19 protein-coding genes and 1 tRNA gene are annotated in these 18994 nt (G+C 48.8%); 14 read left to right on the plus strand and 6 right to left on the minus strand.

The genetic code is table 11. The annotated features are described in order from the left end of the window. Nucleotides 1-4: 4 nt before the first annotated feature. Both WJT86_RS06290 and WJT86_RS06295 read right to left on the minus strand, forming a co-directional pair. Nucleotides 5-262, minus strand: a complete 258-nt coding sequence (locus WJT86_RS06290) for a YjhX family toxin (protein WP_346336674.1) — start codon at nt 260-262, stop codon at nt 5-7. 262 nt (nt 263-524) lie between these two features. Beyond that, nucleotides 525-1271: a hypothetical protein gene (locus tag WJT86_RS06295; protein WP_346336675.1), complete on the minus strand. Its 747-nt coding sequence runs from the start codon at nt 1269-1271 to the stop codon at nt 525-527. A gap of 555 nt (nt 1272-1826) precedes the next feature. Here WJT86_RS06295 and WJT86_RS06300 point away from each other — a divergent pair. From WJT86_RS06300 to WJT86_RS06310, 3 genes are all read left to right on the plus strand, one after another. Then, nucleotides 1827-1904 (plus strand) — tRNA-Pro (locus WJT86_RS06300). A gap of 216 nt (nt 1905-2120) precedes the next feature. Next, the gene (locus WJT86_RS06305) at nt 2121-2825 is read left to right on the plus strand and encodes a cold-shock protein (protein WP_346336676.1); all 705 of its coding nucleotides are present in this window, start codon (nt 2121-2123) and stop codon (nt 2823-2825) included. 247 nt (nt 2826-3072) lie between these two features. Further along, nucleotides 3073-3588: a hypothetical protein gene (locus tag WJT86_RS06310; protein ID WP_346336677.1), complete on the plus strand. Its 516-nt coding sequence runs from the start codon at nt 3073-3075 to the stop codon at nt 3586-3588. A 48-nt stretch (nt 3589-3636) separates the two neighbouring features. On the opposite strand, the gene WJT86_RS06315 is transcribed toward WJT86_RS06310, so the two are convergent. After that, nucleotides 3637-3846, minus strand: a complete 210-nt coding sequence (locus WJT86_RS06315) for a DUF2842 domain-containing protein (protein ID WP_346336678.1) — start codon at nt 3844-3846, stop codon at nt 3637-3639. 192 nt (nt 3847-4038) lie between these two features. Between WJT86_RS06315 and WJT86_RS06320 the strand changes: the two genes are divergently transcribed. After that, complete coding sequence (locus WJT86_RS06320) at nt 4039-5133, plus strand: COX15/CtaA family protein (RefSeq protein WP_346336679.1); 1095 nt, start codon at nt 4039-4041, stop codon at nt 5131-5133. Nucleotides 5134-5158: 25 nt separating this feature from the next. On the opposite strand, the gene WJT86_RS06325 is transcribed toward WJT86_RS06320, so the two are convergent. Together WJT86_RS06325 and WJT86_RS06330 are read right to left on the minus strand one after the other, a co-directional pair. Then, entirely contained in the window at nt 5159-6439 is a 1281-nt protein-coding gene (locus tag WJT86_RS06325) for an O-acetylhomoserine aminocarboxypropyltransferase (RefSeq protein WP_346337057.1), read from the minus strand. A 226-nt stretch (nt 6440-6665) separates the two neighbouring features. Beyond that, the gene (locus tag WJT86_RS06330; protein ID WP_346336680.1) at nt 6666-7469 is read right to left on the minus strand and encodes an enoyl-CoA hydratase; all 804 of its coding nucleotides are present in this window, start codon (nt 7467-7469) and stop codon (nt 6666-6668) included. Nucleotides 7470-7777: 308 nt separating this feature from the next. Between WJT86_RS06330 and rplM the strand changes: the two genes are divergently transcribed. The 5 genes from rplM (at nt 7778) to WJT86_RS06355 (ending at nt 11661) form a co-directional block, all read left to right on the plus strand. Continuing rightward, nucleotides 7778-8239, plus strand: a complete 462-nt coding sequence (gene rplM / locus WJT86_RS06335; protein ID WP_346336681.1) for a 50S ribosomal protein L13 — start codon at nt 7778-7780, stop codon at nt 8237-8239. Nucleotides 8240-8241: 2 nt separating this feature from the next. Then, nucleotides 8242-8715, plus strand: coding sequence for a 30S ribosomal protein S9 (rpsI, locus tag WJT86_RS06340; protein ID WP_346336682.1), 474 nt, complete (start codon nt 8242-8244; stop codon nt 8713-8715). Nucleotides 8716-8829: 114 nt separating this feature from the next. Next, nucleotides 8830-10200, plus strand: a complete 1371-nt coding sequence (locus WJT86_RS06345; RefSeq protein WP_346336683.1) for an RtcB family protein — start codon at nt 8830-8832, stop codon at nt 10198-10200. A gap of 96 nt (nt 10201-10296) precedes the next feature. Next, nucleotides 10297-11220 carry an N-acetyl-gamma-glutamyl-phosphate reductase gene (argC, locus tag WJT86_RS06350; protein WP_346336684.1) on the plus strand — a complete coding sequence of 308 codons (924 nt, stop codon included), beginning with the start codon at nt 10297-10299 and terminating at the stop codon, nt 11218-11220. 21 nt (nt 11221-11241) lie between these two features. After that, nucleotides 11242-11661, plus strand: coding sequence for a hypothetical protein (locus WJT86_RS06355; protein WP_346336685.1), 420 nt, complete (start codon nt 11242-11244; stop codon nt 11659-11661). Nucleotides 11662-11707: 46 nt separating this feature from the next. Here the strand turns inward: WJT86_RS06355 and WJT86_RS06360 are convergent, their stop codons facing one another. After that, nucleotides 11708-12553 carry a fumarylacetoacetate hydrolase family protein gene (locus WJT86_RS06360; RefSeq protein WP_346336686.1) on the minus strand — a complete coding sequence of 282 codons (846 nt, stop codon included), beginning with the start codon at nt 12551-12553 and terminating at the stop codon, nt 11708-11710. A gap of 322 nt (nt 12554-12875) precedes the next feature. Between WJT86_RS06360 and WJT86_RS06365 the strand changes: the two genes are divergently transcribed. From WJT86_RS06365 to recJ, 5 genes are all read left to right on the plus strand, one after another. Further along, entirely contained in the window at nt 12876-13205 is a 330-nt protein-coding gene (locus tag WJT86_RS06365) for a hypothetical protein (RefSeq protein ID WP_346336687.1), read from the plus strand. A gap of 50 nt (nt 13206-13255) precedes the next feature. Next, complete coding sequence (locus tag WJT86_RS06370; RefSeq protein WP_346336688.1) at nt 13256-14476, plus strand: LL-diaminopimelate aminotransferase; 1221 nt, start codon at nt 13256-13258, stop codon at nt 14474-14476. 192 nt (nt 14477-14668) lie between these two features. Beyond that, nucleotides 14669-15994: a homoserine dehydrogenase gene (locus tag WJT86_RS06375; RefSeq protein WP_346336689.1), complete on the plus strand. Its 1326-nt coding sequence runs from the start codon at nt 14669-14671 to the stop codon at nt 15992-15994. 38 nt (nt 15995-16032) lie between these two features. Then, complete coding sequence (glpX, locus tag WJT86_RS06380; RefSeq protein WP_346336691.1) at nt 16033-17031, plus strand: class II fructose-bisphosphatase; 999 nt, start codon at nt 16033-16035, stop codon at nt 17029-17031. A gap of 110 nt (nt 17032-17141) precedes the next feature. Further along, entirely contained in the window at nt 17142-18950 is a 1809-nt protein-coding gene (recJ, locus tag WJT86_RS06385; protein ID WP_407066915.1) for a single-stranded-DNA-specific exonuclease RecJ, read from the plus strand. Nucleotides 18951-18994 lie beyond the last annotated feature (44 nt).

The following is an 18994-nucleotide window of genomic DNA, read 5'->3' on the forward strand; positions in this document are numbered from 1 at the left end:
TCATTTATCGGTTGTCCAGTTGTGAACGTACTGATTTACGTCCTGTTTCCGTTATTTGGTAAGGTTTGCCATTCTTTGACATGATGAGACGTTTGCTCTTGAGTTTGGTAAAAACTGAAAGAGTACAGTCTGTCAGAATAAAACCTTCACGGGTATAGCATTCGATTGTGTGAATGCGCCCTGACGTGTTACGGAAATGTGTAATATGGCCACCTTTGGCCAAGACATGCAGAACCTTCTGTTCTGACTTGGATATATTCATGTTGGAAATCCGAATGCAGTAATCAGACATGCAAAACCAAGCATCTATGGATGCTTGTTGCGCTTTACGTGCATCGATAACCTGATCCCTGTTTAACGAAGGGTACGGTTATCGGACTCCCGCATTCTCCAACATAAAAACCTCTGCAAGATAGCTGTGCTATCATTCATAAAAGATGGGTTTATCTAATAAAATCAAAGAAAAATGTCAAACCGACTTACAGGTATATGACATTTCTCCATCGACTTGTTTGCCAATTAAACTAATAGTTTTCAATGCTTACATCGTCTGCAACGATATAAAATGAGTTGGTCAAAGATACTTTAGGTTGGACCAGAGAATTTGTGACAGCAATCTTTTTGAGAGAACGGACCGTAAAAGTTAAATTTAAGCGGCAGGGGGAAACCGTATCTATATTCATACGTTTCTGAGTGCATTTTTCTAAAATGCTATTTTGTGCGTCCGGTTGTTTCGCAACAATCTGAACGGTATCCTGTGGTGTTTGCTTCGTGCATAAAATCAGCGTCTGTTTTGACAGACATTCAATGCGGTTCACTTTTATGGGCTGAAATAAAGTCTTCAGTATATTATCCTGCTCAGCGAGCTTATGGGAGAAATCAGCAAGGCTGCTTTGCTTCGAATCTGTTTCAGCATCCAGTTTAATAAGCTGCCCTGTTAAAATGACAGGTGGTACCTTAAGGCCATGTTTGGATTCTGATTGTGTTGGCAGTAAGCCTGCCATTTCAAACTCAAGATTGAACCGGCACTTGTTCTTGTCTTTTAAAAGACTATCAGCTGGTAAATCTGTTTTTAAATCCGCGGCACATTGCTCTGGAAAACGAATGCCTTCACTAGCTGATGTATGACCAAGCAAAATGCCGTTTTCATTATTCCAGCATGTCATTGCGAAAGAATTTTTAAGCAATGGATTGCCATCCGCCTGAAGGCCATTGCCCTGAAAAGCGCAAAATACGTTCTTTAAAAACAGAGGTTTTGCAATATTCTCCATCTGTCTGAACTGAAGGGCAAGCTGCTCATTCTCAATAACGGTCGCCTGTACTGAAGGCTCAGCTGCAGAAACGAGATGAATGGAGCAGATAAGGCTAAAAGCGGAAAACAGATAAAGTATTTTTTTCATAATTTCAGTTTGCCCAATAACTCAAGTTTTACAGCTATCCTTACATAATAGGGATTTTCTGATGAGTACAGGCATATCAGACATGAGAGTGTTGAACTTCTCTGATGACATCAGAAAGGAATAAGTACGTATTTTAGATAAGCTCGGCACATAATGTCAGGCAGGGCCTATATGTAATTAAGGTTATAATTAGCTATGTTTCGGCTCAGAATATGAAAATTTAACTTCTAAAAAGTTTTAACGATAACCCGTTTTATGTTTTTTCTGCCGGATTATGAATTATTATTCGGGTTAAGTGTTTTGAATTAGTTGGGTTATCTATTTATCAGCCCAGAAAATTCTATATTTCTGTTCTCTTCCTATAATGAAAAACGCGCTTGCCATTAGCTTTTGGCAAGGCTATAGCTACCAAGCCTTTTGAGGTGTCGGAGCGTAGCGCAGCCCGGTTAGCGCACTAGTCTGGGGGACTAGGGGTCGTGGGTTCAAATCCCGCCGCTCCGACCATCCTAATCAATGATGATTGGGATTTCTTTATTGATTGGACGTGTTTGATGCTACGTCTTGAATTTAACAGTGGTTTCCCAACGGCCATTTTGGCCGATGGAGCTGTTTTTTCAAAACCTTCTCACATTGTTACAGAGGTGGGACAGCAGAGTTTTTCTGGTTGTGCCTATGGGTCCAGTCTTTTTTACCTGACATCTATCATAGAGACGAGTTTAGATGGGACGTGGCAACGATTACCGTGATCGCGGTGACCGCCGTCGTGGCGGTTTTGGCAATAATGATTTTCCGCAAAATGATCCGTGGGGAGATTACACACCTCCTCGCCCCGCATTCGAACGTAGGCCTGCCCCTGGTGGACGCGCCCCTGTAGAATCCGGACCGGAAACAGAAGCGAAGGTCAAGTGGTTCAATGGAGACAAGGGCTTCGGCTTTGTCGAAATGACAGATGGATCTGGTGAAGCTTTCATTCACATCCGCGCTGTTGAATCCGCCGGTGTTAATACACTTGATCCGGGCACAACACTGGTTGTCCGTGTCGGGCAGGGCCAGAAGGGTGCTCAGGTTACCGAAGTGTTGAGCGTTGACGCCAGCACAGCTGAACCAGCTGCTCCGCGTGGTGCTGGTGGCGGTTTCGGCGGTGGTGCTCCACGTCGTGGCCCTCAGGGTGGTGGCTTTGCTCCACGTCAGCCAATCGAGCGAGACCTCACAGATGCTCCAGAAGCTTCTGGTATCGTCAAGTGGTATGATGCAACAAAGGGCTTTGGCTTCGTTGCAGTTGAAGGCGAAAGCAAAGATCTGTTCGTACACCGTACAGTTCTTGGTGATGCCGGTCTTGCTAGCCTGATGGAAGGTCAGCGCGTTCGCGTGAAGATTGTCGAAGGCCGTAAGGGTCTGGAAGTTGGTTCTATCGAACTCGAATAATTTCCACGATAATTGAATAAAATATGTGCCGACGTTTTATGAGCGTCGGCATTTTTTTATTGTCTGTTAAGACCAAAACCCTATTTGAGATAATTAAGAAGCTAATGTGTGAGGCCATACATCTCATCAGTGTCTCTGCTTTTTGTTCAGGAAACTGACAGATTTCTTGCGTTAGATTCAAACTGTAATGTCGTCGATGCTTTGTTGATTCTTCATAAGAGCAGGGCGCTATGAAGAGGTTTTGGTTATGAAAAAGAATATCGTTTTAGGGATGATTGCTTCCTTTGCCCTTGCAACGAGCGTTCTTGCCGGCGCAGCGGTTAATGCGCAGCCCATTCCGAAGGAACGGGGACCTGTTGGCACTGTAAGGCCTAATGTTGCGCCACGTCCGAATGTTGCGCCTGGCCGTCCGTCTGTCCAGCCACCACGTGGTGGTCGCCCAGGTCGTCCAGGTAATGGCTATCGTCCAGACCATGGCTATCGCCCCGGTCCGGGACATCGTCCTGGCCCAGGTTATCGCCCTCATGGCCCACGTCCGGGTTATTATTACGATGGCCCACGCCGTCGCTACTATAACGGGCCCCGTGCTTATTACGATGATGGTGGCGCTGCTGCCGTTGGTGTTTTGGGTGGCCTGGCCCTTGGAGCTGCTATTGCATCAGGCAATGGTGGTGTTGTCTATGAAGAATGCCGTATTGTCCCGCGTCGCGTCTGGGTTGATGGATGGGGCTACCGTGTCAGAGATGTTGAAGTCTGTGACTGATCTCATAATTAAGAACAAGGCGGGAAACTTCCCGCCTTTTTTATTGGATCAGGTTTTGTCCGGACGCTCCATCCATTTGATGAGGGGCATGAGAGGCAGAATCCAGGCCAGGCCGATGACAATATAGAAGATGATTTTTATCACTAAGCCTTCTTCTGAAATGCGGCTATCGGCAAGAGCCATTGCAAGGAGCGCATAAATGATTGCGTAGATCAGAATAATGATCGTACCGAGAAGTTTACGCGTGCGCCTTTTCATGAATGAACCACTTTTCTTGAGTAAACGGCAAAGCTTGATAAGCCTATTTTACATGTAAGCCAATCTGACTTTTCTTTAAACTGTCAAAGCGTATAGAGCCAGCCCGATTTGATCGGAATATCGGATGATGGCGTGTTTTAAAATAATATGCGAGACCTAGTTTTATAAAAGGCTTCCCATGAGGAGATTTGGGTGGACGCTTTAAATTCCAGCTATTCACGAAAACAGCTCAGCGCTCCGCCTTGGAGTGCGCCGTCTTGGGGCAAGAGCTGGATTTGGCTTCTCATTATCTGCGTCATCATCATGGTTGCTATTGGTGGGGCGACAAGGCTGACAGGTTCTGGTCTTTCAATTACGGAATGGAAACCTCTGACAGGCGCTATCCCACCACTGTCAGAGAGCAGTTGGCTCAGTGAATTTGAAAAATACCGACAGAGCCCACAGTATGAGCTTTTAAATACTGGTATGAGCTTGGCTGAGTTCAAATCAATTTACTGGTGGGAGTGGGGGCATCGCCAGTTCGGGCGTTTAATGGGGCTTGTTTTTGTCATTCCGTTCTTGGTTCTAGTCTTTGGCTGGTTCCGTAAGCAAGTCTCTGGATGGCTCATTCTTGGGCTGGTTGGCTTGTGCCTGTTAGGGGCTTTACAGGCAATGGTTGGCTGGATCATGGTTGCTTCGGGCTTAAAACCGGGAATGATTGCTGTCGCGCCCGTTAAGCTAATGCTGCATCTCATTGTTGCGACACTGATCCTGGCAAGCCTGACATTCATTGCACAAAGGCTCAGCCAGTCTCAAAATATCAGCTCCCCAAAATGTATCAGGTGGGGAGCATGGCTCATCTTTCTGATGGTTTTTGTCCAGATTGCTTTGGGGGCACTTGTTGCGGGCTCCAAAGCGGGGCTGACTTATAATACCTGGCCGCTCATGGATGGAGACTTCATTCCACCTGCCAAATATCTTTTCATGACGTCCCCATGGTATGAAAACTTCTTTGATAATGTGACGATGGTGCAGTTCCAGCACCGAATGTTTGCTTATTGCGTGGTGATTGTTGCTGGTATCTATAGTGTATTTGTCAATATCAGGATGCCTGCAACACCCACTGCACGTCGGGCTCTGCTAGTTGCTGGACTGATCCTGGTTCAGGCTGCTCTGGGTATCCTGACACTGCTGCTGGCGGTTCCGCTCTGGGCAGGGCTTGCCCACCAGATTCTAGCTATGTTGGTTTTGGTTGCCTGCGCCTATCATACTTTTTCTCTTCAGATAAAGAGATCTTCTGTTCTTTGAACCAACAGAAGATCTCAGGTCTTTTTTAGCTATTCAATGCCTGATCAAGATCAGCAATGAGGTCCGCGACATCTTCAATACCGATGGAGAGGCGGACAACCTCTGGCCCGGCTCCCGCTTCTCTGAGCTGCTCAGGAGAGAGCTGCTTATGGGTTGTCGAGGCGGGATGGATAATCAGAGAACGGGTATCCCCGATATTCGCCAGATGGGAGAACAGTTTGAGGTTGGAGACAAGCTTGACCCCTGCATCATAACCGCCCTTCAAGCCGATGGTGAAAACGGCTCCGGCGCCTTTGGGGCAATATTGTTTGGCAAGGGCATGATATTTGTCACCTTCCAGCCCCGGATAGCTGACCCATTCAATTTTAGGGTGCTTTGCCAGAAACTCTGCCGTTGCGAGAGCATTATCAGAATGTCGCTGCATTCTTAATGGCAGGGTTTCAATGCCGGTCAATATCTGGAAGGCATTGAATGGTGAGAGAGCAGGGCCAAGATCACGAAGGCCAAGGGCGCGGCAGGCAAGTGCGAAGGCAACATTCCCAAAGGTTTCAGCAAAAACAAGTCCGTTGTATTCTGCTTTTGGCTGGGAGAGTTGAGGGTAACGGCTGTCTCCTGTCCATTGGAATGTTCCGCCATCAACGATAATGCCGCCAAGTGAGTTGCCATGGCCACCAAGGAATTTTGTTGCGGAATGGACGATAATATCTGCGCCATGTTCGAAAGGGCGAACAAGATAAGGGGTTGCCAGAGTATTATCGACGATGAAAGGAAGCTTATGGCGCTGAGCGATTTCTGAGATGGCTTTAAGGTCTGTGATGACGCCGCCAGGATTGGCAATAGATTCAACAAAAATTGCTTTTGTTTTTGGCGTTATTGCTTTTTCGAAACTTTCCGGGGCATCAGAATCCGCCCAGACAACTTTCCAGCCAAAGCTCTTAAAGGAATTGCCGAACTGATTGATTGAGCCGCCATAAAGTTTTCGCGAGGCAATAAACTCATCTCCGGGCTGAAGAAGACTATGGAAGGCAAGGAACTGCGCTGCATGCCCAGAAGCAACAGAAAGAGCAGCGGTTCCGCCTTCAAGAGCTGCAACACGTTCCTCTAAAACGGCATTGGTTGGGTTGGTCAGACGTGTATAGATATTACCTGCTGCCTGAAGCCCAAAAAGAGAGGCTGCGTGCTCAACGTCATTAAAAACAAAAGATGCTGTTTGATAGATCGGGGTTGTGCGGGCACCCGTTGTTGGGTCTGGTGCGGCTCCGGCGTGAACAGCAAGTGTATTGAAACCTAGTTGAGAACTGCTCATCATCGTTTCTCCGTCATAATGGACTGATATTTAGATATGTGTTCTTAATATAGAACGATGATAATCAGATATGTTATGCCTGGTCAAATTATTTTGTTTGAAAAAATGCGATTTTTTAGAGTGATTGACGTTCTTTATTAAAAACGATATGTCAGCGTGAGAGCGTCGGGACTACAGGCGAATTAAATGGAGGTCAGCCTACAGTTATCACCAATGTGCTGCTTTATTATTTATCCCAGCAGGGGGAGCGCTTTTCTATAAAGGCATTGATGCCTTCTTCTGCATGTTGATGCATCATATTTTCTGCCATGACTTCAACAACATACCTATAGGCCTCACGCTGCGGTTTCTCCAGCTGTTCGTAGAAAGCCTTCTTGCCAATTTTCAAGGCAACATGGGATTTGTCTGCAATAATCTGCGCAAGGTTAAGGGCTTCCGCTTCGGCCTGTCCGTCGGGAACGACGCGGTTGATCAGCCCAAAGCGGTGGGCATCTTCTGCGCTGAACATTTCACCCAGTGTCAGCATTTCCATTGCGTGTTTGCGTGACAGATTACGCGATAATGCAACCATGGGTGTTGAGCAGAAAACGCCAATATTGACGCCTGGCGTACAGAAACGGGAGGAGTGGCTTGCGACGGCAAGATCACATGAGGCAACAAGCTGACAACCTGCAGCGCTGGCGATGCCTTCAACGGCCGCAATAACGGGTTGTGGGAGCTCTACGATACGCTGCATCATGTCTGAGCACAGCGTAAGCAGATACGAGAAATAATTATGCCCCTGATCATCGTCTTGACGATGTGATGTCAGTCCTTTCAGGTCATGCCCTGCACAGAAAGCTGGTCCGGAAGCTGCCAGAATAACAGCCCGGATATCTTTTGATTGGGCTGTTTCCTCAAGAACCGAGGTAATGAGCTCAATCATCTCTTCTGACAGAGCATTGCGGGCCTTGGGATTATTAAGGCGGACAAGCAATACCTGATCTTTTCGAACAGTCTGAAGGATTTCAGTCGGGGAGTGCATGTCCATAAGGTGACCTCAAAATACACTATATATTCGGGCCAAATGGGTGCGTGAGCAATATAATCTTAAGGCAAATAGCCTTTCTGCTAATATTATCCGGGCTAGGGGTCTGTTTAACAAAATATATTCATATGGTATCTATATACCTTATTGTTGAATCCCTTGATATTAAAGAGGTTCGTAAAGATAAAAAATGAAGAAATGACTTGACGCTGGTGCCGGACATAGGTTAGAGACACACCACTTTCCGCCGCATGCCGCGGCGGTTGTCATTTCAATCTTGCTCGGGCCTATGGCTCAACGGAAAAACTGTTATGAAGACTTTTTCGCTGAAGCCCGCTGACGTTGAGAAAAAATGGATTGTGATTGACGCAAGTGGTCTCGTTGTGGGCCGTCTTGCTTCTATCGTTGCTATGCGTCTGCGTGGCAAGCACAAGCCAAATTATACTCCTCACGTTGATTGCGGCGATAACGTTATTGTCATTAATGCGGAGAAGGTGGTTTTCACCGGCCGTAAGCGTGAACAGAAGAATTACTATCACCACACTGGTTATCCAGGCGGTATCAAGGAGCGTTCTGCAAAGTTCATCCTTGAAGGCCGTTTCCCCGAGCGTATTGTTGAGAAGGCTGTGGAGCGTATGCTGCCACGTGGCCCGCTCTTCCGCCAGATTATGGGTAACCTCCGTGTTTATAAGGGTGCAGCCCATCCACATGAAGCACAGCAGCCTGTTGCTCTGGATGTTGCAGCCCTCAACCGCAAGAATGTGAGCATCTGATTATGGCGACATTGCAATCTCTTGCCGATATCGGCCAGGACGCCGCCGTGCAGCAGGACGCTCCGGTACACGTTCAGAAAATTGACGCTCAGGGTCGCGCTTATGCAACCGGTAAGCGTAAAGACGCTATTGCTCGCGTTTGGATTAAGCCAGGCTCGGGTAAGGTCATCATCAACGATCGTCCGGTTGAAGTTTACTTCGCCCGTCCGGTTCTGCGTCTGATCCTTTCTCAGCCGCTGCAGGTTGCCAACCGCGTTGACCAGTACGACATCGTTGCCACTGTTGTTGGCGGTGGTCTCTCCGGTCAGGCTGGTGCTGTACGCCACGGTCTTGCTAAGGCTCTGACATATTATGAGCCAGAGCTGCGCAGCCCACTCAAGAAAGAGGGCTTCCTGACCCGTGACTCCCGTGTTGTTGAACGTAAGAAGTACGGTAAGGCCAAGGCCCGTCGTTCTTTCCAGTTCTCCAAGCGCTAAGCTTGCGATATACAATACTACGTATCAAAGGGGCTGGAATTTCCAGCCCCTTTTTATTTGTTATGAATTGTGAATGAAAATTTTCTAAGTAAGTGTGGCGTAAGGAAAAGTACAATGTTCACGGGCAAAGAGCTCATTGCTGCAGGCTTTAAACAGGGAAAGTGGTTCCGAGAGGCGTTAGATGCTGCTAATCAGATTTTATCGGAAGGTGGGAGTTTTGATGATGCCATTAATGAGGCCGGAAAGTATGAACCAGCTCCTCCTAAGGCATTAAGAGCAGAGGGTGAACAGCCATTTTTCGTGAATATTAAGGCAGAAACTGAAGCAGAGTTAGCTAATGTTGATGCCGTAATTAAACACATGACTGAGCTCATGCGTACACCAATCATTCGATCTGGGGCAATTATGCCTGATGCTTGTCCAGCAGGGCCTTTTGGTACGATACCTGTTGGGGGAGTTGTTGCATCAGAGGCTATTCATCCTGGTATGCATTCTGCTGATATCTGCTGTTCAATGGCCATTTCTGTTTTCCCAAATGCTTCTCCTGCCGCTTTGTTAGATGCTGTTCATGCGGTGACCCATTTTGGACCTATGGCACGCGCATATGAGAGTGAAATTTCATTATCCAAAAATGTTTTAAGGCAGTTTGAGAATAATGCTCTTTTGAATGATATTATAGAGCCTGCTATACGTCACTTTGCTACGCAAGGAGATGGTAATCACTTTGCATTTATTGGAACGCTTAAATCAAGCGGTGAAACTGCTCTTGTGACCCATCATGGTTCTCGTTCGCCGGGCGCATTACTCTACAAGAAGGGAATGCGGATAGCTGATAAAGTACGTCGGCAGCTATCTCCAAAAACGCTATCTCAAAATGCTTGGATTCCAGCAGATACACCAGAAGGTGATCTCTACTGGGAGGCATTGCAAATTATTCGCCAATGGACAAAGGAAAATCATTTCGCAATTCATGATATGGCAGCCCGACGTATTAATGCGAAGTGTTCCGATCGTTTCTGGAATGAGCATAATTTTGTGTTTCGGCGCTCAGATGGGCTTTTTTATCATGGTAAAGGCGCAACGCCAGCATTTCCAAACTGGGCTGATGATTCAACAGATCTTACTTTGATTCCACTTAATATGGCTCAACCAATATTAATTGCACGAGGGAAGAACGCTGCACATGGTTTAGGTTTTTCACCACATGGAGCTGGCCGAAATTTTTCGCGTCGTGAACACAAGCAGTTGAAAGCTGGTCGCAGTGATGCAGAAATTTTTGCAGAAGAGACACGCGGAATAGATGCACGATTCTTCTGTGGTGTTACAGATATCTCTGAATTACCAAGTGCTTATAAAGATGCATTAACCGTTCGATGCTTAATTGAAGAGTACGAACTTGCCGAAATTGTTGATGAGGTACTGCCTTACGGATGTATTATGGCTGGAGATTGGGAAGTTAATGCACCGTGGCGTAAGAAGGCATAATTAATGTATTGTGACGGGTGATCACATGTATCATCTATTTCATATGGTGTATGAGTTTGTCCAAGTACTTACTGGTGCTTGTTTTGGAGCAGTATAATGAAGACAGTTTTTATTGATGGTGAAGCCGGGACAACGGGTCTTGGAATAAGAGGGCGTCTTCAGAATATTCCGGGGCTGAAGCTCCGCAGTATTGATCCTGCCTTGCGGAAAGATGCTGATGCCAAGAGAAAGCTGCTTGGCGAGGTTGATCTTGTCATTCTCTGTTTGCCTGATGATGCGGCGAAAGAAACGGTGGCGATGGTAGAAGCCATGGGTGCAGCAGGGCCTCGTATTCTGGATGCCTCAACGGCACATAGAACGGCTGATGGCTGGGTTTATGGTTTTGCTGAAATGGATGCTGGGCAAGCGGATGTTATTTCTAAAGCTGCAAAAGTTGCCAATCCTGGCTGTTACCCCACGGGTGCTATTGGCCTGCTTCGTCCTCTTATCAAGGCCGGATTGATCAATGCAGGTTATCCAATCACCATTAATGCTGTCTCTGGCTATAGTGGGGGCGGGCGCACGATGATTGAGGCTTATGAAGCAAAGACTGCTCCGGCTTTCGAGCTGTACGGACTTGGTTTTGATCACAAGCATCTGCCTGAAATCACCACATATGCAGGGTTGGAGCAGGCTCCGGTTTTCGTGCCATCTGTCGGTAATTTCCGTCAGGGCATGCTGGTCAGTATTCCGCTCTATCTTGATAAGCTGCCGGGGCAGCCAAAGGCCGTCGATCTGGAAGGGGCCTTGCGTGCTTATTATCCGGATGGTGGTCAGGTGTCTGTGATCTCAACGCGTAATGGCGAAAAGCCGGAAACGAGACTTGAACCTGAGGCCCTTAACAATACGGACCAGATGGAACTTCGTGTGTTCGGTCATCCAGATAAACATCAGGCTGTCCTGCTTGCACGCCTTGATAATTTAGGTAAGGGCGCTTCTGGTGCTGCGGTGCAGAATGCGCGGCTGATGCTTGGTTTGTAGCATTTTATGAAGGGGGCAAATATGAAAAAACGAATGATGATTATTCTTTCTGGTATTTTGCTTGCAGGGTGTGTTCAAAATACCGGTCGAGTTATTGCGGTTGATACACCGCCTCCTGGGCCTGCTTTGAAAGAACTTAGAAAGATAGTTGATGCTTCATCCTATGGACAATTTGAGAGATGTTTTAAGAGAAACTCTACCTATACTGATGACATCACTCTATTTAAAGTTGTTTATTCAAAGTCAAAGAATAAATTATGTGCCATAGCCGTCTCTCGCAAATTCGGGGTTGCTGGAGCAGGTCCAATGTCTGCTACATTTGATATGAGTGATGTAGAGTGTTCTTTGCAGGCAGTAAGTTGCCTGAACCCTGCTGCAGCCAAAAGAATTGCAGCAAAGTATAATTTAAAGATTATTCGCTACCCGACTGATGGGGAATAATTGTATTGAAAAAGGAGAGCAAATGCTCTCCTTTTTCTTTTTTATCTTACTCTGCGCCGATGACTTTGGCACTTTGTGAACCAAGCCCTTCAATGCCAAGGGTGAGTTTGTCGCCGGGCTTGAGGAAGCGCTGTGGCTTTTGGCCCATGCCGACACCGGGCGGGGTGCCTGTTGTGATGACGTCACCCGGTTCAAGGATCATGAACTGGGAGATATAGGAAACGATATAGGGCACAGTGAAGATCATTGTGCTGGTATTGCCTGTCTGCATGCGCTCGCCATTGAGATCAAGCCACATATCAAGCTTCTGCGTATCCTTGATTTCATCAGCGGTGACAAACCATGGGCCCAGCGGACCAAACGTCGGGCAGCTTTTACCCTTGTTCCATGTTCCGCCACGCTCCATCTGAAACTCACGCTCGGACAGGTCATTACAGATACAGTACCCGGCAATCACAGATGGTGCATCAAGGCTGCTGATATAGGAGGCACGTTTGCCGATGACGATCGCCAGCTCTACTTCCCAGTCAGTCTTACGCGACTGACGTGGGATAATGATGTCGTCATTCGGGCCATTGATGCAGGAGGGAGCTTTATTAAACAGAACGGGCTCGGTCGGGATGGCAGCACCTGTTTCCAGAGCATGATCGGCATAATTCATCCCGACGCCAATGAAACTGCGTATATTTCCGATGCAGGGGCCAAGACGCTCTGTCTCAGGTACAACGGGTAATGTTTCAAGTGCGGTTTCTGCTAATGTATTCTGCAGGCCAGCTGCAAGGCTCCTGCCATCAATATCGTGAACAATTGAAGAGATGTCTCTGATAACGCCTTGAGCATCCAGAACACCGGGTTTCTCCTGACCACTAGGGCCAAACCGTACAAACCGCATGAGATATCTCCGTTAAGATTTTGAAGATAATGGAAGAATTGTAAGAGGACTCAGCTGTCCTATAATTTTAATATCAAGCTCTTAAAATCATACGTCAATTTATGACAGAAAACACATGTGACTAAAGTCGCATATACAGCCAGAATGCCTGATATGTTGTTATACCTGTAAAAAATATCATTTCTTCTGCTTATTATCTAAAGAAAATAGGGGATAGCTGTAGCATCCCTGCCTAAATCCGTTTATGGACAAAGCGTGTCTAATCTCTAAAGATGCCTGCCTGTTGTACAGGAGAGGCTCGTCAGGTGAAACGAAAATGGAAATGGTACGCAGATCGGCTCTCTTGATGGCCTGCGTAATCGGCGCGTTTGCCGTTGCAGGATGCTCCCACGATGTTAATCCGGTTCGGGATACATTTGCATCAATGGGAGCTGCAGCAAAGGTTCCGCCAGCACCCGATTTTGTTGTTGCTTCACGCTCTTATGAGCAGGGGGATTATATCCCGGTTGGTATCAGACAGCCGCCGCGTAAATATCCAGCCCGGACACCAGAGCAGATAAAAGCTGTCGAAGGACAGCTTGATGCTGCCCGTAACAGAACAGATGCTCAGGGTCGAGCAGTGCTGCGTGAAAGCGCTGCTCCTAGCAACTGATCTGAGATCATGTCTTTAGGACCATCCGAATAATTACAGGAGTGAAGAGAATGTCGGATTTCCACCGTATCAAGCGTTTGCCGCCTTATGTATTCGAGCAAGTGAATCGAATTAAGGCCGCCGCGCGAGCCGGTGGGGCTGATATTATTGACCTTGGGATGGGCAATCCTGATCTTGATGCTCCACGTCATGTTATCCAGAAGCTGGTTGAAACAGCCGGAAAGCCAAGGACAGACCGTTACTCTGCATCCAAAGGCATTGTAGGTTTGCGCCGTGCGCAGGCTGCCTATTATGAGCGCCGCTTTGGTGTAAAGCTCAACCCAGATACGCAGGTTGTCGCGACCCTTGGTTCCAAGGAAGGCTTTGCCAATATGGCACAGGCCATTACGGCACCGGGTGATGTGGTTCTGGTTCCAAACCCAAGTTACCCAATTCATGCATTCGGCTTCCTTATGGCGGGCGGCGTTATCCGCTCCGTCTCGGCTGAGCCAACACCAGACTTCTTCGTTTCGGCTGAGCGTGCCATGCTGCACTCTATTCCGAAGCCAATTGCGCTGGTTGTATGCTATCCGTCAAACCCGACAGCTTATGTTGCAAGTCTTGATTTCTATCGTGATCTTGTTGCTTTCGCAAAGAAGCATGAAATCATTCTGCTCTCGGATCTGGCCTACTCAGAAGTTTATTTTGATGGTGAGCCACCACCATCCGTTCTGCAGATTCCGGGTGCTATTGATGTCACCGTTGAATTTACCTCCATGTCAAAGACATTCTCCATGGCAGGGTGGCGTATGGGCTTTGCTGTTGGTAACGAGCGCCTGCTGGCAGCTCTTGCCCGTGTGAAATCCTACCTTGATTATGGTGCCTATACACCAATTCAGGTCGCCGCGACGGCGGCCTTAAACGGGCCGGAAGACTGCATCAATGAAATGCGTGGCATTTATCGCAAGCGCCGTGATGTCCTGATCGAATCTTTTGCGACAGCGGGCTGGGAGATTCCATCTCCGAGTGCTTCGATGTTCGCATGGGTTGGTATTCCTGAGCCATTCCGCCATCTGGGTAGCCTTGAATTCTCCAAGCTGCTGGTCGAGAAGGCCGATGTTGCTGTTGCCCCGGGTATCGGTTTTGGCGAGCATGGGGATGACTATGTCCGTATCGCTCTTGTCGAGAACGAACAGCGCATTCGTCAGGCTGCACGTAATATCCGTAAGTTTTTTGAGAGTGCGCCAAGCACGATGCATAACACTTTACGGACAGATGCCCCTAATGGCTAAGACAATATGGCACAGACCGCTTAATCAATGGGTGAGGACATTGTCCCTTATTCTTGATAAGCGGTAGGTGCATTTGGGATACGTTCATCTTCGCTCTGATAGGTCGTCATTGTTGTCGAGATGGGCATGCGTTGATACTCCGTATTGAGTGGTCAATCCCGCCATTTCAATATGCTAACTGTGGTTGAGATTATGAAAGAGCCTCTGCGTATTGGTGTTGCCGGACTTGGAACTGTCGGTGCTTCTGTTATCCGTATTCTCAATACACAGGCCTCTTTGATTGAAGAGAAGACAGGTCGTCCTGTTGTCGTGACAGCTGTCTCAGCCCGCGATCGTAGTAAAGATCGTGGTATCGATCTCTCAGGTTATCAGTGGTTTGATAATGCCGCTGATATGGCCGCCTCATCTGATGTTGACTGCATTGTTGAGCTTATCGGTGGCGCTGATGGCATGGCCTATGAAACCATTGAAAAAGCTATTGCCAACGGCAAGCATGTCGTGACAGCCAATAAGGCTCTTCTGGCAAAGCATGGTCTTAAACTGGCCGCGGCAGCAGAGAAAAAAGATACAGCTCTTGCTTTTGAGGCATCTGTTGCGGGTGGTATTCCCGTCATCAAGATTTTGCGTGAAGGTATGTCGGCTAACCGCATTAAGCGTATCTATGGCATCCTGAACGGTACCTGCAATTACATTCTTTCCCGGATGGAAAATGAGCGCATGACATTTCAGGATTGCCTGAAAGACGCGCAGAAGCTTGGTTATGCAGAGGCTGACCCGACATTTGACGTTGAGGGCTTTGATACGGCGCACAAGCTTGCGCTTCTTTCTAGCCTTGCTTTCGGAACCGAAGTTGATGCCGATTCCATCTATGTTGAAGGCATCTCCTCTATTTCGCCGCTTGATATCACAATGGCTGGTGAGCTCGGTTACCGGATAAAGCTGCTGGGCGTTGCAGAATACGGCAAGAATGGCCTTGAGCAGCGTGTCCATCCAACGATGGTTCCAAAGACATCGGCAATTGCTCAGGTTATGGGTGTGACAAACGCCGTAACGATTGATGCTGATGCCGTGAAAGAACTGACGTTGATTGGTCCGGGTGCCGGTGGTGATGCAACCGCTTCAGCGGTTGTTGCTGATCTGACAGATGTCGCCGCTGATGCCGTACCATTACCATTCGGTGTTTCAGCCGCTTCTCTGATCAAGGCCACATCGGCCGGTATGCAGCTGCATCAGGGCGGCTATTACATCCGTCTCATGGTTCATGATCGTCCGGGCGTTGCTGCAGGTGTTGCAACACGTATGGCTGAAGAAGAGATTTCGCTTGAAAGCATTTTGCAAAAACGTCCGGATAGCGAACAGCCGAGCGCGGATCGCACGGGGCGTTCAGGAACGCCAGTGCCGTTAGTGCTGATCACATATGCGGCTGAGGAGAGCCGGATACGTTCCGCTCTTGCCAGAATTTCTGCCGACGGGCTGACAGCGGAAGAGCCTCAGCTCATCCGTATCGAACGTGAATAACCACTAACCACTATAGGGTAATCAGGAAAGGCCACACAATGTCAGAGATTATTACCGTCAAACCGGATAAACTGATTGAGCGTATTCTGACGCTTGAACTCGTTCGTGTGACGGAACGTGCCGCGGTCTCTGCTGCGCGCTTGCGTGGCCGTGGTGATGAAAAGGCGGCCGATCAGGCGGCCGTGGATGCCATGCGCCGTGAGCTGAACCGCCTGCCGATTGATGGCACAATTGTCATCGGTGAAGGTGAGCGTGACAAGGCTCCGATGCTGTTCATCGGTGAAAAGGTCGGTAACAAGAACGGCCCGAAAGTCGATATCGCTGTTGATCCGCTCGAAGGAACCACCCTTTGCGCCAAGGATATGCCGGGTTCGATCGCTGTTATGGCGATGGCTGAAGCCGGTACACTTCTGGCTGCTCCTGACCTTTATATGCAGAAGATTGCTGTTGGCCCCGGATATCCAGAAGGCATTATCGACCTTGATGCGCCAATTGAAGACAATATCCGCAATCTGGCAAAGGCAAAGGGTGTAGAGCCTCATGAAATCAACACTCTAATTCTTGATCGTCCTCGTCATGCCGAGCTTATCTCCCGCATCCGTGCCATGGGCGCAGGCATTCGCCTGATCTCTGACGGCGACGTTGCCGGCGTTATCTTCACGGCTAACCCAGAGCAGACAGGTATTGACCTTTATGTTGGTATCGGTGCGGCTCCTGAAGGCGTTCTGGCTGCTGGCGCTCTGCGCTGTATCGGTGGTCAGATGCAGGGTCGTCTGATTTTCGATACCGAAGAAAGCCGTACCCGCGCTGCTTCTATGGGCGTAACCGATTTCAACAAGCGTTATGACATGAATGAGCTGGCTTCCGGTGACGTGATCGTTGCTGCAACCGGCGTGACTGATGGTGGCCTGCTAAAGGGCGTACACTTCGGTAAAGATGTTATCACGACAGAAACCATCGTTTACCGCTCTGCAACAGGAACCGTGCGTCGCATTTATGCTGAGCACCGTGAACTGGCAAAGTTCTTCCTCGATTAATCGCTCAGAGCTTTCTGAATAATGCAGAACCCCGCAGTTATCCTGCGGGGTTTTCTCATAGAAGGGGCTGTTATCTATGCCTTTCTCTTTGAAAAGGGCATAATGCTTCCGTGAACGAATCAAACTTAAAAAACGACAGACAGACTCTGGCAGGCGTAACCGCTTCCGAACTTGGACAGCGTTGGGTTGAACGTTGCAATACGCATGAGAATGCGATTGCCACCGCCATGGTTCAACATTACGGCATTGCTGATATTCTGGCCCGTGTTCTTGCAGGCCGTCAGGTTGATCTGGAAGAGGTTGAAAGCTTCCTTGAGCCGAAACTGCGTGACCTGATGCCAGATCCATCCGTTATGCAGGATATGGAGAAGGCTGCAGAGCGTTTGGCGCAGGCCGTTGTTGCCCGCGAGAAAGTTGCCATCTTCGGCGATTACGACGTTGACGGTGCCTGTAGTACGGCGCTTCTTGCTGATTATCTGCGTCAGGCGCAGGTTCCCTACATCACCTATATCCCGGATCGTCTGACAGAAGGCTATGGGCCGAATTCCGAGGCTGTCCGCAATCTTGCCGGGCAGGGGGCAAAGCTGCTGGTCATGGTAGACTGCGGGACAAGTGGGCATGAGCCCGTTAGCGAAGCCCGCCGTCTTGGGCTTGATGTCGTTATCCTTGATCACCATCAGGCACCGGTTGAATTGCCAGATGCCAATGCACTGGTGAACCCCAATAGGCAGGATGATCTTTCAGGCCTTGGCTATCTCTGTGCAGCGGGTGTCGTATTTGTCTTTCTTGTCGCGCTGAACCGTAATCTCCGCCAAAAAGGCTTCTGGCAGGCTGGGCATGAACCGAACCTGATGGGAGCGCTTGATCTGGTTGCGCTGGCAACCGTTGCGGACGTTGTTCCTCTCAAGGGCCTGAACCGGGCCTTTGTGCGTCAGGGGCTTTCTGTGATGCGCAGCCGCAGCCGTCCGGGGTTGGCTGCACTTGCAGATGCCGCTGGTCTTAAGGATGCGCCTGAGGCCTGGCATCTTGGTTATCTGATTGGGCCTCGCATTAATGCGGGCGGCCGTATTGGTGATGCAGGCTTAGGAACGCGCCTTCTGCTGACAGAAGAGCCTGAGAATGCCGGGCGTCTTGCGGGTGAGCTTGATATTCTCAACAGAGAGCGTCAGCAGATTGAACAGCTGGCGGTTGAGGAAGCAATGGCTTCTTCCGAACATTATCTCCAGCAGCACCCCCAGACAACCTTACTGCTCAATTATGCGCCGGAGTGGCATGCTGGTATTGTGGGCCTTGTTGCAGCCCGTGTAAAAGAGCGTTTCCGTCTTCCATCCTTCGCCTTTACCCTGTCTGGTGAGGAGCAGGTAACAGGCTCAGGGCGCTCTGTGGCGGGATATGACATTGGTGCTGCCGTTCGGGCATCCGTTGATGCGGGTATTGCCATCAAGGGTGGTGGCCATGCCATGGCGGCAGGTGTGACGGTGCCGCTCGCACGGTTAGAAGAGTTTCGTGCCTTTATTGCCGGGTATCTTTCGACCCATGGTTCTGATGACGGGCAGGGTGAGGCACTGGAAGTAGATGCCATCCTGACGGCAGGTGGGGCAACGCCTGAGCTTTTGAAACTGGTTCAGAAGGCAGGCCCGTTCGGTTCCAGCCAGCCAGAGCCGGTTTTTGCCTTCACCAATCACCGTCTTGTTGAGGCCCGGGAGGTTGGAAGCTCCGGCCATATCAGAATCAAGCTTCGCTCCGGCGATGGCACAACCATTGGCGGCATCGTTTTTCGCGCCGCCGGGCAGCCATTAGGTATTGCCTTGCAAAAAAATATTGGTGAACTTGTGCATGCTGCTGGCACTCTCTCGATTGACCGCTGGGGTGGTAACGAGAAGGCTGATTTGCGGCTCATTGATATTGCAAGGCCTTAAGAATAAACAATAAATTGAAGAAAAATATTTCTATTGCTTGTGTG

This window comes from Hohaiivirga grylli (assembly GCF_039655745.1).
GTDB classification, from domain to species: domain Bacteria; phylum Pseudomonadota; class Alphaproteobacteria; order Rhizobiales; family Beijerinckiaceae; genus Hohaiivirga; species Hohaiivirga grylli.